Source organism: Microbacterium sp. MF43 (assembly GCF_012847295.1).
In the GTDB taxonomy this organism is placed as follows: Bacteria; Actinomycetota; Actinomycetes; order Actinomycetales; family Microbacteriaceae; genus Microbacterium.
Genome location: NZ_JABBDY010000001.1, coordinates 388,089 through 403,033, shown reverse-complemented (window position 1 = coordinate 403,033; position 14,945 = coordinate 388,089). Strand labels below are relative to the sequence as shown.

At 69.8% G+C, this 14,945-nt stretch carries 12 protein-coding genes; 5 read left to right on the top strand and 7 right to left on the bottom strand.

Annotation, left to right across the window (positions count from 1 at the left end; all coding sequences use genetic code 11):
- The first annotated feature begins 7 nt into the window (after positions 1 to 7).
- The 5 genes from HF323_RS01755 to HF323_RS01735 all read left to right on the top strand — a co-directional run bounded on the left by HF323_RS01755 (position 8) and on the right by HF323_RS01735 (position 5,910).
- Positions 8 to 1,141, top strand: a complete 1,134-nt coding sequence (locus HF323_RS01755; RefSeq protein WP_169580842.1) for an alcohol dehydrogenase catalytic domain-containing protein — start codon at positions 8 to 10, stop codon at positions 1,139 to 1,141.
- Complete coding sequence (locus HF323_RS01750; RefSeq protein ID WP_169580841.1) at positions 1,138 to 1,881, top strand: formylglycine-generating enzyme family protein; 744 nt, start codon at positions 1,138 to 1,140, stop codon at positions 1,879 to 1,881. The genes HF323_RS01755 and HF323_RS01750 overlap by 4 nt, the downstream gene beginning before the upstream one ends.
- Positions 1,882 to 1,966: 85 nt before the next feature.
- Complete coding sequence (locus HF323_RS01745; protein ID WP_169580840.1) at positions 1,967 to 3,199, top strand: acyl-CoA dehydrogenase family protein; 1,233 nt, start codon at positions 1,967 to 1,969, stop codon at positions 3,197 to 3,199.
- A gap of 120 nt (positions 3,200 to 3,319) precedes the next feature.
- The gene (locus HF323_RS01740; RefSeq protein ID WP_169580839.1) at positions 3,320 to 4,474 is read left to right on the top strand and encodes an AI-2E family transporter; all 1,155 of its coding nucleotides are present in this window, start codon (positions 3,320 to 3,322) and stop codon (positions 4,472 to 4,474) included.
- A gap of 389 nt (positions 4,475 to 4,863) precedes the next feature.
- Complete coding sequence (locus tag HF323_RS01735; protein ID WP_169580838.1) at positions 4,864 to 5,910, top strand: ATP-dependent DNA ligase; 1,047 nt, start codon at positions 4,864 to 4,866, stop codon at positions 5,908 to 5,910.
- Between the two features lie 21 nt (positions 5,911 to 5,931).
- Here the strand turns inward: HF323_RS01735 and HF323_RS01730 are convergent, their stop codons facing one another.
- The 7 genes from HF323_RS01730 to HF323_RS01700 form a co-directional block, all read right to left on the bottom strand.
- Complete coding sequence (locus HF323_RS01730) at positions 5,932 to 8,529, bottom strand: carboxypeptidase-like regulatory domain-containing protein (protein WP_169580837.1); 2,598 nt, start codon at positions 8,527 to 8,529, stop codon at positions 5,932 to 5,934.
- Positions 8,530 to 8,672: 143 nt separating this feature from the next.
- The gene (gene ligD / locus HF323_RS01725) at positions 8,673 to 9,701 is read right to left on the bottom strand and encodes a non-homologous end-joining DNA ligase (protein ID WP_169580836.1); all 1,029 of its coding nucleotides are present in this window, start codon (positions 9,699 to 9,701) and stop codon (positions 8,673 to 8,675) included.
- A 64-nt stretch (positions 9,702 to 9,765) separates the two neighbouring features.
- A complete protein-coding gene (locus tag HF323_RS01720) occupies positions 9,766 to 10,362 on the bottom strand; it encodes a dihydrofolate reductase family protein (RefSeq protein ID WP_169580835.1) in 597 nt (198 codons plus the stop codon).
- Position 10,363: 1 nt separating this feature from the next.
- The gene (locus HF323_RS01715) at positions 10,364 to 10,840 is read right to left on the bottom strand and encodes an SRPBCC family protein (protein ID WP_169580834.1); all 477 of its coding nucleotides are present in this window, start codon (positions 10,838 to 10,840) and stop codon (positions 10,364 to 10,366) included.
- The gene (locus HF323_RS01710) at positions 10,837 to 11,220 is read right to left on the bottom strand and encodes a metalloregulator ArsR/SmtB family transcription factor (RefSeq protein WP_169580833.1); all 384 of its coding nucleotides are present in this window, start codon (positions 11,218 to 11,220) and stop codon (positions 10,837 to 10,839) included. Before HF323_RS01710 ends, HF323_RS01715 begins: the two co-directional genes overlap by 4 nt.
- A gap of 75 nt (positions 11,221 to 11,295) precedes the next feature.
- On the bottom strand, positions 11,296 to 12,390 hold the full coding sequence (locus tag HF323_RS01705) for an SseB family protein (protein ID WP_169580832.1): 1,095 nt from the start codon (positions 12,388 to 12,390) through the stop codon (positions 11,296 to 11,298).
- 62 nt (positions 12,391 to 12,452) lie between these two features.
- Entirely contained in the window at positions 12,453 to 14,903 is a 2,451-nt protein-coding gene (locus tag HF323_RS01700) for a UvrD-helicase domain-containing protein (RefSeq protein ID WP_169580831.1), read from the bottom strand.
- Positions 14,904 to 14,945: the final 42 nt, after the last annotated feature.

Below are 14,945 nucleotides of genomic sequence, written 5' to 3'. Positions count from 1 at the left end.
AGATCGGATGCGCATCACCGGAGCCGTGCTCGAGCAGTCGGGCGCCGCGGCGCCTTTCGCCGACTCGAAGCCGTTCACCGTGGGAGAGCTCGACCTCGACCCGCCCGGCGCGGGCGAGCTGCTGGTGCGCATCGAGGCGGCAGGCATCTGCCACTCCGATCTGAGCGTCGTCGACGGCAACCGCGTGCGGCCGACGCCCATGCTCCTGGGTCATGAGGCCGCGGGGATCGTCGAGCAGGTGGGTGCGGGGGTGACGGATGCCTCGCCCGGCGATCGCGTCGTCATGACGTTCCTCCCCCACTGCGGCGAGTGCTCGGGGTGCCTCACCGACGGCCGGCTCCCCTGCGGGCCCGGCACAACTGCGAACAACGCCGGGACGCTCGTCGGCGGCGGCATCCGCCTCCACCGGTCCGGAACCGGCGGCGCGCAGGAGGACGTGCACCACCACCTCGGCGTCTCGGCCTTCGCAACCCACGCGGTCGTGAGTCGATCCTCCGTCGTTCCGGTGGATGCGGACGTGCCGCCTGACATCGCGGCGCTCCTCGGCTGCGCCGTGCTCACGGGCGGCGGCGCGGTGCTCAACGCCGGACGCCCCGCCGAAGGGGACGCGGTCATCGTGGTCGGGCTGGGCGGCGTCGGCATGGCGGCGCTCCTGGTCGCCGTCGCCCTCGGGCACGAGGTGATCGGCGTCGACGCCGTCGACGCGAAGCTCGGCCTCGCGCGCGAGCTCGGCGCCGCCGACGCGCTGTCGCCGGCGGCAGCGGCGGAGCGAGGCATCCGTGCCCCCGTCGTGATCGAGGCCGCGGGCGCCGCACGCGCGTTCGAGACGGCGGTCGCGCTCACCGCGCCCGGAGGAACGACCGTCACCGTGGGCCTTCCCGCGCCCGAGGCGCGCGCGAGCATCTCGCCGCTCGTGCTCACCGCGGAGGCGCGCACGATCGTCGGGAGCTACCTCGGCTCTGCCGTGCCGAGCCGCGACATCCCCCGGTACGTGGAGCTGTGGCGCGCCGGGCGTCTGCCGCTCGAGCGGCTGGTGTCGTCGCACATCCGGCTGGACGAGATCGACGAGGCGATGGATCGCCTGGCCGCCGGCGGCGAGCTGCGCCAGCTGATCACGTTCGACGACCCCGTGCGCCTGTGAACGACATCGAGCTGGCTCGGATTCCCGCCGGGGGCGTCACCCTGCACGACGCCCGTCGGAAGGAGAGATGGACGGTCCAGCTGGAGCCGTTCGAGATCGGCGTCTATCCCGTGACCGAACAGCAGCTGGCCGAGGTGACCGGCGACGCGGCCTCCCATCCGCGCAGGCCCGCCGCCGACGTGACCTGGCTGCGTGCGATCCGCTTCTGCAATGCCGCTTCCGAGTGGGAAGGGCTCGATCCCGCCTACACGTTCGACGGGGAGGACGTCACCTGGCACGTCGAGGCCGACGGCTATCGCCTGCCGACCGAGGCTGAGTGGGAGTACGCGTGCCGCGCGGGATCGACCGGCCCGCACTACGGTCCGCTCGCCGACGTCGCGTGGACGAGCGCCGACGGCGTGGCGTCGCCGCAGGACGTGGGCGCGAAGCATCCGAACCTCTTCGGCCTGTTCGACACCCTCGGCAACGTGTGGGAGTGGTGCTGGGATCTGCTCGACCCCGCGCGCTACGACGCGTACCGGGTCTTCCGCGGCGGGGGGTTCGCCGACGACGCATGGAGCGTACGCGCATCGACGCGGCGCGGCGGAGCGCCGCGCATGCACCACGAGGACGTCGGGTTCCGGGTGGCGCGGGGCGGTTTCGAAGGGACGGATGCCGCGCAGGGCTGGTCTGCGCGGCACGATGCCGAACGCGCACGGGCGGACGGGCCGCTGCCTCCCGGCTGGACGCCGCGGCGCTAGCGCATCGCCAGCTGGATGAAACTGAGTCCTATGCTCTGCGGTACCGAGTTCCAATAGACTGGGTCAGCACGCACGAGGAGGACCCATGCCAGACTTCGCCCCCCGCCCCGGCCAGAGCGTCGACGGCTATGACGTCACGACCCGTCTGGGCACCGACTACTACCGTGTGTTCGCCGACATCTCCGACGAAGACCACGCCGTGTGGCAGCGGGCAAAGGACTACATCGACGAGGTGGGCACGCGCATGCAGGAGGCGTGGGATGCCGCCGCGTATCCCCTCGATCTCGCGATGCGCATGGGCGAGCTCGACCTCTTCAACGACGGCATCGACCACCCCGACCTCACCCGCTTCTCGCCCCTGGCCGCCGGTCTGGTCAACATGGAGGTCTCGCGCGGCGACGGCTCTCTCGGCACCGTGATCGCCGTGCAGGGCGGATTGGCCCTGCGCACGCTCGCCCTGTTCGGAAGCTCCGAGCAGCAGTCGCGGTGGCTGACGGCCGTCGCGCGCGGGGAGGTGCCGGCATCCTTCGCCCTCACCGAACCCGACCACGGATCCGACTCGGTCTCCCTCGAGACCGTCGCGCGACGTGACGGCGACGACTGGGTGCTCGACGGCGCCAAGAAGTGGATCGGCAACGGCGCCTCGGGCGGAATCACGTTCGTGTGGGCGCGTGTCGACTTCCCGGGGGATGAGACCCACGGAGCCGTCCGGTGCTTCCTCGTCGAGCAGGAGACGCCCGGCTACACGGGCACGGTCATCGCCGGCAAGGCGTCGCTGCGCGGCATCCATCAGGCCCACATCGTGCTCGACGGCGTGCGGGTCGCGGCCGACGCGGTCCTGCCCGGCACGAAGAGCTTCAAGGATGCCTCGACGGTGCTGTACTCGACGCGGTCGGGCGTCGCGTGGTCGGCTCTCGGGCACGCGACCGCCTGCTACGAGGCCGCACTCGCGTACTCGCAGCAGCGCACGCAGTTCGGCAAGCCGCTCGCGAAGTTCCAGATGGTGCAGGAGCGTCTCGCGCAGATGCTCGAGGAGCTCACCGCAATGCAGCTGTACTGCCGTCACCTGGCCGATCTCGAGGCATCCGGCGGTCTGCGACCCACGCAGGCATCGCTGGCGAAGTACCACAACACCCGCGCCGCTCGCCGCATCGCGGCGACGGCTCGCGATCTGCTCGGCGGCAACGGCATCCTGCTCGAGAACGGCGTGATGCAGCACATGGCCGACATCGAGGCGATCCACACGTACGAGGGCACCGAGAGCGTGCAGGCGCTGCTCATCGGCCGCGACATCACCGGGATGAGCGCCTTCGCCTAGCTGCCCGCTGCCGCCGCGCGGGCGAGGCGTACTCGCGCACCGCGCTCGCGCCGTAGCAGGGCCACGGGCCTCGCGGCAAGGCATCCCCGGTTCGCGGGCGGGCGCGGCTAGCCTCGCACCATGGGCCTGTTCCGCAGCGAGCCGCAGACGATCCGCCTCGAATCGAACCAGATCGAGCCGAAGGCGACGCGGGCGCCGTGGAGCCTGTGGGCCGATGGCTTCGGGAGGCTCGCGACCCGTGCGCTGCAGATCATCCTCGTCGTGGTGGTCGCCGCCGGGATCGTCTTCACGATCCAGTCGCTGACGCTCGTGACGATCCCCGTCGTGATCGCGCTGATCCTCGCGTGCGCGTTCCATCCCGTGATGCACTTCATGCGCAAGCGCGGGGTGCCGTCGGTGCTGGCGACCGTGATCACCCTGCTCGCGATCGTGATCGTGCTCGGTCTGCTCAGCTGGCTCATCGTGTGGGCCGTGAGCGACCAGTGGGGGGAATTGTCCGCGCAGGCCGAGGACGGCTTCCAGGAGCTCCTCGCATGGGCGAACAACCTCCCGTTCGACTTCCTGTCGCCCCAGCAGATCGAAGAGTGGGTCGCAGCCGCGACCGACTTCATCACGAGCGCGCAGTTCGGCTCAGGCGCGCTGCAGGGCGTCGGCCAGGTGTTCGACTTCGTGACCGGCTTCGTGCTGATGGTGACGATCCTCTTCTTCTTCCTCAAGGACGGCCCGCAGATGTGGGAGTTCCTCCTGCGGCCTTTCCACGGCGAGGGCTACGTGCGCGGCCGGCGGATCGGCGACAAGACCGTCGGAGTGCTCGGGTCGTACGTGCGCGGCACGGCGACCGTGGCCCTCGTCGACGCCATCGGCATCCTGATCGGCCTGCTCGTCCTGCAGGTGCCGCTGGCCATACCGCTGTCGGTCCTGGTCTTCCTCCTCGCCTTCATCCCGATCGTCGGTGCGACGCTGGCGGGCATCCTGGCGGCACTGGTCGCGCTCGTCGCGAACGGCCCGCTCAACGCACTCCTGGTCGTCGGAGTCGTCGTGCTCGTCAATCAGCTCGAGGGGAACTTCCTGCAGCCGGTGCTCATGGGCCGCTCGATGAAGCTGCACGCGTTCGTCATCCTCGTCGCCCTGACGGTCGGCACCGTCCTCGGCGGCATCGTCGGAGCGGTCCTCGCCGTTCCCATCGCCGCCGCCGTGTGGGGTGTGGTGCAGGTCTGGGATGGACCCGGCCTCCCCGCGCGGTGGGCCCGGCCGAAGCATCCGATCGAGTCCTGAATCCGCCCTGCGGGCGCCGCAGTCCTTCCCGGCGTGACCGGGCGGGGTGGGCGCCGCAGTCCTTCCCGGCGTGACCGGGCGGGGTGGGCCAGAGTCAGGCAACACGCCGCCCAGCCTCGCAACGTCAGCATGTCCCGAACTTTTCGGCCCATGTCCCGAAGTTCGCCGCCTCACGGCTAGCCGAGCGATCAACTTCGGGACATGGCAAGTGCAGACGTGCACAGGTGCAGAGGTGAAGAGGTGCAGAGGTCCCAGAGGTGCAGAGGTGCAGAGGTGCAGAGGTGCAGAGGTGCAGAGGTGCAGAGGTGCAGAGGCCCCAGGGGTAGAGGAATCGACCCAAGCGCCGCCGGGGACGGGACAGCGTCGGGAGGGACGGGCAGGATGGGTCCATGCCGTACGAGATCCCTGCGCCGATGCTGGCCAAGTCCGTTCCGACCGTGCCGGATCCGGCGAAGACGCCCGGCGGGCTCAGTTTCGAGCCGAAGTGGGACGGCTTCCGGGCTCTCGTGTCATGGGACGGCGAGAACGTCGAGATCGGCAGCCGGGGCGCGAAGCCGCTGACGCGGTACTTCCCCGAGCTGGTGGAGGCGTTCTCGCGCATCCTGCCGGAGCCGTGCCTGATCGACGGTGAGATCGTGGTGCCGAAGGGCGAGCCCGGCAAGCAGCGGCTCGATTGGGAATCGCTGACGCAGCGCATCCACCCCGCGGCATCCCGGGTCACGATGCTCTCCGAAACGACACCGGCCATGCTCATCGCGTTCGACCTGCTCGCTCGCGGCGATCGCGACCTGCAGGCCGAGCCGTTCGAGGTGCGCCGCGCCGAGCTGGTCGACCTGCTCGGCAAGGTGCCCCACCCGGTGCATGTGACCAGGACGACGGATGACCCGGCTGTCGCCGAACGGTGGCTCGCCGAGTTCGAGGGGGCCGGCCTCGACGGGGTGATCGCCAAGCCGCTCGCCCAGCCGTACGCGCCCAATAAGCGCACGATGTTCAAAGTGAAGCACGCTCGCACGGCCGACGTGGTCGCGATGGGCTACCGCATCCACAAGTCCGGCGCCGGGGTCGGCTCACTCCTGGTCGGCCTCTACACCGACGAAGGTCAACTGGTGCCGGTGGGCGGCGTCGCCGCATGGAGCAACGCCCGCCGCCTGGAGCTGATCGACGAGCTCGCGCCGCTCGTGGAGCGAGACGACACCGGGGCCGCGGTCAAGAGCGAGGGCGAGAAGTCTCGCTTCTCGGCGCCGGACCGCGACTCGTCCTTCGTGCACCTGCGTCCCGAGCGCGTGCTCGAGGTGCGCTACGACCAGCTCGAAGGCTGGCGCTTCCGCCACACCGTGCAGTTCGAGCGCTGGCGCCCCGACCGCGACCCGGCCTCGTGCACCTACGACCAGCTCGAGACGGTCTCGGAATACGACCTGGGCGACGTGCTCGACTGAACACGCCGCCCAGGCGTCGGGTCAGAGCGCGGCGCGCCCGGTCTGCTCCGAGGCGGGGCCGCGACTCGGTGTGCCCGCGGTGGGCTTGCCGGAGGCCGGCTTGTGCTTTTCGCGCAGGATCGGCGCGCTCGGCTCCGAGAGCTGCGTGACGCTCGTGTAGCCGTCGAGCGAGCCCGTCACCGCCACGGTGATCCGCTGCCTGACCTGATCCGCGGTCGGAACATACGTCGGCGACGTCGCACCATCGATCGGCTCTCCGCCCACGAACCACTGGTACGCGAAGGTGGCGCCTTCGGTCCACGCGCCGGTGTCGACCGACAGCACCGACCCCACCCGCGGCGGTCCGGCGATCTGCGGAGTCGACGACTCCATCTCCGGCGGCGCGGGCCGGCGCAGGACGAAGTCGATCCCGGCGCGCTGTTCGCTTCGGGCCAGGGTGATGATGTCGGAGCTCTCCTTGTCGGATGCCCCGTCCCACCACTGCGTGATCTTCTGACCGTCGATCGTGGCTGTGGCGAACACACGGTAGTCGCCGGCCGCCATCCACTCGGCCGACCAGGTTCCGTCGTCACCCATGACAGCCTCGAAGCCCGACTCCGCGTTCGCGCGCTCGATTCCCACGTAAGCGCCCGGAATCTGCTGGCCGTGCTCGTCGACGACGCGTCCGGATAGTGAGGCGTCATAACTCTCGACCACGGAACCGTCGTCCTCTGACAACGTCATGTGGAGGCCGTCGACGGCCTGACCCTCCGCGATCTGCACCGCATCGGCGGACTCACGTGTCTGGGCGTTGTCCCACCACTCCCAGATCTGAAGGTTCTCCGCGTAGATCGTCACAAGTACGCGGTAGGTCCCCGGTGCGAGCCCGCGCACCGCGAAGCTGCCGTCTTCGTTGATCCAGGTCTGCGATGCGGGCGTCTGCTCGTCGCCGCGGTACGCGAGGACCATTCCGCTGCTCAGGGGCGCACCGTCGCTGCCGAGGACCGTGCCCGTGATCCTTCCACCCGGGCGGAGCTGAGCGTCGATTCCGGACACGATCTCGCCCTGGGTGATCTCGATGGGCGTTGCGTCGTCGGCAGACAGGGCGTCGTTCCACCACTCGCCAGCGACGTCACTGGACGCGGTCTCAGTCAAGAACCGGATCTTGGCACTGCCGGTCCGGAGTCCCCCGATGCGGTAAATGCCTGCTCCGTCGGTCGCCGCCGAGATCGTCCCGCTCACCTCCGAGTGAACCTCGACGGTGACGCCCTCCACCGGCGCCCCGTCGGCGTCGGAGACCACTCCGGTGACGATCCCGGCCGCGTCGAGCTCCACGTCGATGCCGGAGGCCGTCGACCCGGCTTCGACCGTCACCGCCTCGGCTGCGCTTTCGGACGAAGCGTCCCGCCACCATTCGCCGAGCACGTCGGGAGACCCCGAGGTGACCTCGAGCTTGTAGGACCCGGCCCTCACCCCGTGGAAGGCGAACGAGCCGTCGGCAGCGACCCATTCGCTCGCCACCCAGCTGCCGCCCTCGACTGCCGGGTCGGCGGCATAAAGCGTCACAGCCGCATCCGTGACGGGCGCTCCCGACGGGTCCGAAACGGTGCCGGAGATGGCTCCCGCCGGCGCCAACTGGGCGTCGATGCTCTCGAGCTCCGCACCGCCCGCGAGCTCCAGAACCCTGGCGTCGGCCTCGAGCGCCACGTCGTCCCACCACTCGCTCACGAGATTGGCAGACGCGTACTGAGCATTGAAATGAACTCGATACGCGCCGTCCGGAATGCTCGGCGCCGTATACGCGCCCGCGTCGTCGGTCCAACCCTGGCCGAGGTGCTCACCGGTCTCGGAGACGACCTCGACGACGACTCCCGAGACGGGCAACCCGTCCTCGTCGGAGACGACCCCGGACACGGAGTTGCCGATCGCCAACTCGGCACTGATTCCGGTGGTGTCCTCGCCTGCTGTCACCGCTACCCGCGTCGCTTCGTCAGAACGGGGTGCGTCGTCCCACCATTCGGTGATGTGGTTGGTGCTCCACGCCTCGAAATGCACCGAATACTCGCCCGCAGGCAGACCGGTGAGCGCGTACGCGCCCGTCGCGTCCGTGGACGCCCACCCCACCATCTCGAAGGAGTCCGCGTCATAGGAACGGACCGATACGTTCTCGATGGGCGCACCCGAGGCATCCGTCACCACGCCCGAGACCGAGCCGCCGCGTGCCAGCGCGGGGTTGATGTCGACCAACGCGGCGCCGCTCTCCACGGTCAGCGGAGTAGCCGACCATTCGTTCGCCGCCCCGTCCCACCACTCCGCGACCAGCCCCGCAGCTGCACCGGGCACGAACTGCACCTTGTACTCCCCCGCCGGCAGTTCGGCCAGGGCGTACGCGCCATCGGCGCCGGTGACGGTCGATGACTGCCACTCCCAGTAGTCCCAGTCCACGTTGTAGCGGTGCACCACGACCTCGACGCCCTCGGCGGTGGCGCCGGTGTCGTCGGTCACTGTTCCGGCGATCGATCCGACGCCGTCATCGGCGTAGGCGGTGCCGGGCGCGAGCACGGCTCCGGCGATCACCATCACGGCGGCGATCAGCCAGCCGATCAGGCGAACGCCGGATCGTTGGAGGGCAGTAGGCATCGAGTCTCCCCACGAAGATCGCGCGGAGATTCCGGCCCCTTGCCGCCCGCGCCGGGGCTAATCCTGGCAGAGACCGCCGACGCTGAATGCCGCCTGTGGAAAACCCTGTCCGGCTGCGCCATCACCCGGGCCGACGCGCAGAATCACGTCCAGTTCTCGGGGTTCATGCGGCTGGGCTGAACCCGCGGCGGCTCGCCCGGCATCTTGGGGAAGTCGGGCGGAAAAGGCAACTCGCCGAGCCCGGAGTCGAGGTCGCGCTGCCACCACTCCAAGAGGGTGTCGATGCGCCCGGGCTTCGCCTGCATCGCGGCCCAGGGATCTCCCACCTCGGCGAGCCGCTGCGGCACGGTGCGAATCGTGAACGCGGCGGGATCGGCATCCGCCAGCTCCTCCCACGTCAGCGGCGTCGACACCGTCGCCCCGGGCAGAGCGCGGGGCGAGTACGCGCCCGCCATCGTGCGGTCGCGGTTGGCCTGGTTGAAGTCGATGAAGATGCGCTCTCCGCGTTCTTCCTTCCACCAGCTCATCGTCACCTTGTCGGGGTGCCGGCGTTCGAGTTCGCGCCCGGCGGCGATGACCGCGTGCCGCACGTCGAGGAACTCCCACTCCGGCTGGATCGGGCAGAAGACGTGGATGCCCCGGTTGCCGCTCGCCTTGAGGAATGCCGTGAGCCCCGCCTCGGCGAGCACCTCGCGAAGCGCCGGGGCGACAGCGGCGGCATCCGCGAAACCCGTTCCGGGCTGCGGGTCGAGATCGATCCGCAGCTCGACGGGGTTGTCGGTGTCGGATGCGAGCGAAGCCCACGGGTGGAACACGATCGTGTTCATCTGGACAGCCCAGACGGCGGTCGCGATCTCGGTGAGGATGAGCTGCGGATGCCTCCGCCCGCTGTTGTAGGTCACCGTCTGCGCCTCGACGAAAGGCGGCGCGCCCTTCGGCGGGTTCTTCGAATAGAACCGCTCGCCGTCGACGCCCTCGGGAAAACGCTCGAGCGAGACCGGCCGGTCGCCGTTGGACGTGAGGAACGGCTGGGCGACGGTGATCACGTACTCCGCGAGCTCGCGCTTGGTGATGCCGAGCTCGGGCCACAGCACGCGGTTGGGGCTCGAGAGCCCGACCTCGCGGTCGCCATCGGGGCCGGCAACGGTCAGGGTGATGCGCTCGGACGCCATGCCTCGACCCTACGGGCGGCCCGCGACATCCCGCACCCCTCCTCCCCTCCCCTTCGAGCACACCTCACCGCTCGACGGGGAACACCAGGTGCGTGACTCGGGTGCTCGGGATGATCGTGGTGGGGTCTCCCAGCCGTACCGCTGCGGGGTCGACGTCCACGAAATAGCGGTGCCCCTCGCCCAGCACCACCGGCACGAGATCGACGGCCACCTCGTCGACCAGCCCCGCGGCGAGCGCCTGACCGGCGATCGTTCCGGCCGCGAGCGCGACGGTGCGGTCGCCCGCGATCTCCTGCGCCTTCGCGATCGCGGCCTCGATGCCGTCGGTCACGAAGTGCGCGTTGCCGGTGTGCGCGTGGGCCCAGTCGGCCGGCGCCTCGTGCGTCAGGACGACGAAGGGCACGCCGAGCGGATGGACGCCGCTCCAGCCGTCGGTGATGTCGAAGAGCAGGCGGCCGACCACGAGGCATCCGATCTGCTCCACCCACCCCCGCCAGTACGCGGCGCTCGCGGGCGTCAGGTGGAACGAGGCCGGCTCGCTCGCGGTCACGACCTCGACGTCGCCGGCCTCGTACCAGTCGAAGAGGCGCCCGGGGTCGTTGATCGGATGGGCGACGAAGCCGTCGAGCGACATCGACGCCGAGCACACGACCTTTCCCATGTCACAGCCCCGAGGCGAGCATCCGATCGAGCTTCTCGTAGCCCTCGCGCATGCCGCGCTCCATGCCCTCGGCGATCATCTTCTCGAGCACCTCGATGGTCGGGAAGACGCTGTGATCGACGATCCGAGACCGGCCGCCGGGCAGCGACTCGAACGCGATGCGGTCCATGCTCACCTCGTCGGGCCACCCCTCGAACTCGAAGGTCTGGATGATCAGCTCGTTCTCGCGCACCGTGTGGAACGAGCCTCGGAAAGCGTACTCGCCGTCGTTGTCGCGTTGAACGAACCGGTAGCTGCCGCCCGAGCGGAAGTCCCAGTCGGTGATCCGGGTGCGCTCGTCGCCCGGTCCGATCCATTGCGCGAAGAGCGCGGGATCGGCGTGCGCGCGGAACAGCGCCTCGACGGGTGCGTCGAACTCGCGGGTGATGTCGGCGTACGACGTGCCCGGCACGGCGTCGATGATGAGCGGATTGCTCACGATTCCTTCTCCTTCGTACGGGGTCCAGCGGTGTTCTTGCGAGGGGTTTCCGTGGTCGCCGCAGTGGCCGCCAGGACGGCGTCGAGGCGCCGGTACGCGCGTTCGGCGTCGATCCGGTGGCGGTCGATCCAGGCGGTCAGCCGCTCGAGCGCGGCGGCGTCGAGGTGCACGGGCTTGCGCTGCGCCTCACGGGTGCGCCATACGAGGCCGGCGTCTTCGAGCACCGAGATGTGCTTCGAGACCGCCTGCAGCGAGATGTCGAACGGTTCGGCGAGTTCGCCGAGCGTGGCAGAACCGCGACTCAGCCGGGCGACGATGGCACGCCGCACGGGGTCGGCGAGCGCCGAGAAGGCCCGATCGAGGGCAACGTCGGCATCCATTATCAACTCGCTTCTTTATCAATGAATCGGTTGATAAAGGGTACGGCGGAGCGGATGCCTCGTCAAGACCTCAACTCAACGAGCGGCGAACACCGGCGCGAGGTCGTCGCGCGTCAGGCGCATCCACGGCCCGGCCGGATCGAGCAGGACCCCGGTCAGGCCGTCGTCGCTTCCGAGCGCGCCCGCCAGCTGGGCCGCCGTGACGGGTGCGGCCTGATCACCGCGCCCCATGACCGCGACCTCGAGCGGGTGCGAGTACACCTCGAGGTAGCGTGAGCCGTCCTCGGTGCGCCCCTCGGCGAGCCCCGGACGCCCGTCCTCGACCTTGCCGACCGCGACCCACAGCGGCACGCGGGTCAGCGCCTCGGCGATCGCGGCGGTCGTGGCATCCGTCCGCTCCCCTGCCAGCAGGGTCTTGACCGTCAACTGCTCGTCGACCTTCTCGATGACCTTCTCGAGCAGGGGGCGCGGCAGCACGGCGCGCGCCGGCGCCGAGGCCTGGTCGATGATGAGACCGTCGTAGGGTCCGGCGAGCACATGCCGGATCACCGCGAGCACCGGCTGTCCCATCGCGGACGTGTCGAGATCGCCATCGGCACGCACGCTGGCCTGGAGCGCCGCTCCACTCGAGTACGCGAGCGCGAACTGGCGGCCGTCGGCCTTGATCACGGCGAGCGGCAGCTCACGCCCCTCGGCCAAGAGGGCTCGCGCGTCGCCCTTCACGCGGAGGAACAGGTGCCCCTGCAGCATCTGGCGCGCGACGTCGAGCAGCGCCTGCGGGGCCGTGCCGTCGGCGACGCGTGCGAGAGCCTCGCGCACGAGGACGTTGTCTCGCAGCCCGGCGACCGTCTCGGTCTCCTGCGGCGCGACCTTGGTGGCCGCGCGACCGGACTTGCGCGGCTGCAGCTTCGGGGTGGCCGCCCGCGACGCGGGCGGGGCCGCGCCGAGTCCGCCGTAGGACGAGACCGAGATGGAGACGGATGCCGCAGCCGCCGCGCCGGGATCGGGCGGCGTCGCGTCGGCGTCGGCGTTCAGCCCGGCGGCGTCAGCGGTGTGGTCGACGGGGGCCGTCGCGGCGTCGGCCTGCGCGGCATCTTGCCCGAGATCGGCGGCGGCCTCCTCCGGCTGCGAGTCGGAGGCGTCCTTGGGCCGGCGCGAGAAGAGTGCCATGGTCCGAGCCTAACCCCGGGCCTCGCGCGGCTCAGCCGCCTGGGGACACACCCGGCGCCGCGCTACAGCTTCTCGATCGGGGCGATCTTGATCAGCAGCTTCTTCGGCCCGGCCTTGTCGAATCGAACGTGGGCGACGCGCTTGGCACCCTCGCCCGTGACGGCGTCGACGCGCCCCTCGCCGAAGTCGTCGTGACGGATGCGGTCGCCGGGCGCGAGTTCCATGTCGCCGTTGTCGCGCACCTTCGCGGGGATCTTGTTCGCGAATCGCTCCAGGTTCCCGTTCGGCTCACGGCGCGCCAGCGGCACGAGGTCGTCGCCATACCGCTTGCCGGAGCCGCCGAACCCCGCCCCCCGTCGCGCATTCAGCGCGCGCGACTGCGTGCCGCCCCGCGAGTTGACGTCTCCCGGCGACTGCCGCCAGGTGAGCAGCTCGTTCGGAATCTCCTGCAGGAAGCGGCTCGGCATCGCGACCGTCACCTCGCCGAACTGGGCACGGGTCATCGCGAGCGAGAGGTACAGCCGCTTGCGGGCGCGGGTGATGCCCACGTAGAAGAGCCTGCGCTCCTCCTGCGGGCCGCCCGGTTCGTTCGCCGAGATCCGGTGGGGGATCAGGTCTTCCTCGACGCCGGTGACGAAGACCGCGTCATACTCCAGGCCCTTCGCGGTGTGAAGCGTCATGAGCGACACCGAGCCCGAGGCATCCTCAAGGTCATCCGCGTCGGAGACGAGCGACACCTCGGTGAGGAAGTCGAGCAGCGTGCCCTCGGGATTGTTGCGCGCGAACTCGCGGGCGACGGCGACGAGCTCGTCGAGGTTCTCGATGCGGGCCTCGTCCTGCGCGTCCTTGCTCGCGCGGAGCGCGTCGTAGTAGCCGCTCTTGTTCAGCAGCAGCTGGATGCCCTCGGCGACGGCGGTCGGCGGGGCGAGCTCGCCCGAGGACGGGAGCATGAGATCGGATGCCTCGGCGAGCACCGCATCGAGATGCGCGATCGCCGCCTGGATCTTCGGTCCCACACCGAGCGCGGACGAGTTGGCGAGGGCATCGCGGAACGTGATGCCCTCCTCCTGGGCGTAACGGGAGATCGCCTCGATCGTGACGTCGCCGATGCCGCGTCGCGGCCGGTTGATGATGCGTCGCATCGCCATCTCGTCGGCGGGGTTGGCGACCGCGATGAGGTAGGCGAGAGCGTCTTTGATCTCGGCGCGCTCGTAGAACTTCGTGCCGCCCATGATCTTGTAGGGCACGGCCGAGCGGATGAAGATCTCTTCGAGCGCACGCGACTGCGAGTTGGTGCGGTAGAACACCGCCATCTGGGAGTAGTCGACGTCGACCCGGCGCAGTGCCTCGATCTCGTCGGCGACGAACTGCGCCTCATCGTGCTGCGAGTAGCCCGTGAAGCCGACGATCTGCTCGCCGGCGCCGACGTCGGTCCACAGCTTCTTGTCTTTGCGGTCGAAGTTGTTGCTGATGACGGCGTTCGCGGCCGACAGGATGTTCTGCGTCGACCGGTAGTTCTGCTCGAGCAGCACGACCTTCGCGCCGGGGTAGTCGCGCTCGAACTCGCTGATGTTGCGGATGTCGGCGCCGCGGAAGGCGTAGATCGACTGATCGGAGTCGCCGACCACCGTCAGCGAGGCGCCCGCCTTGTCGGGATCGTCGGCCGGGTCGGGCTCGAAGATCATCATGCCGCCCGCGGAATACGGCTCGGCTCCACTCCCGATCGGGCGCGTGAGCTCGTGGATGAGGGCGTACTGAGCGTGGTTGGTGTCCTGGTACTCGTCGACGAGGATGTGCCGGAACCGGCGCCGGTACACGTCCGCGACCTGCGGGAAGGCACGGAAGAGGAACACCGTCTGTGCGATGAGGTCGTCGAAGTCGAACGCGTTCGCGCGCTGGAGCTCGCGCTGATACGCCGCGAACAGCTCGACGAAGACGCGTTCCGCCGGGTCGGACATATTCGCAGACCGGGCGTAGGACTCGGCATCCGCCAACTCGTTCTTCAGCTTGGAGATCTTGCTCTGCGCGGCCGCAGGCGTGAGCCCGAAGGCGTCGGCCTCGTGCTCCTTGACCAGTCGTTTGATCAGCGCACGCGAGTCACCGGAGTCGTAGATGGTGAAGGACTTCGTGAAGCCGAACTGCTCGGCCTCGCGGCGCAGGATGCGCACGCACGCCGAGTGGAACGTCGAGATCCACATGCCTCGGGCCGAGTCGCCGTTGAGGCTCTCGACGCGCTCGCGCATCTCGCCGGCGGCCTTGTTGGTGAACGTGATGGCGAGGATCTGGCTCGGCCACGCCTCTTTGTTGCGCAGCAGACTCGCGATGCGGCGGGTCAGCACGCTCGTCTTGCCCGAGCCCGCGCCGGCGACGATCAGCAGCGCCGGGCCGCGGTACGTCACGGCCTCGCGCTGCGGCGCGTTGAGCCCCGCGAGGAGGTCGTCGTCGGGGCGCGCGCCGGCCTGCTGGGGGCCGCGATCCGCGCCGACGATGAGAGGGATGGAGGCGTCGGTCATGGCCCGACAAGTCTAGGCGCGCGGGCCGACACCCGCTTCCGG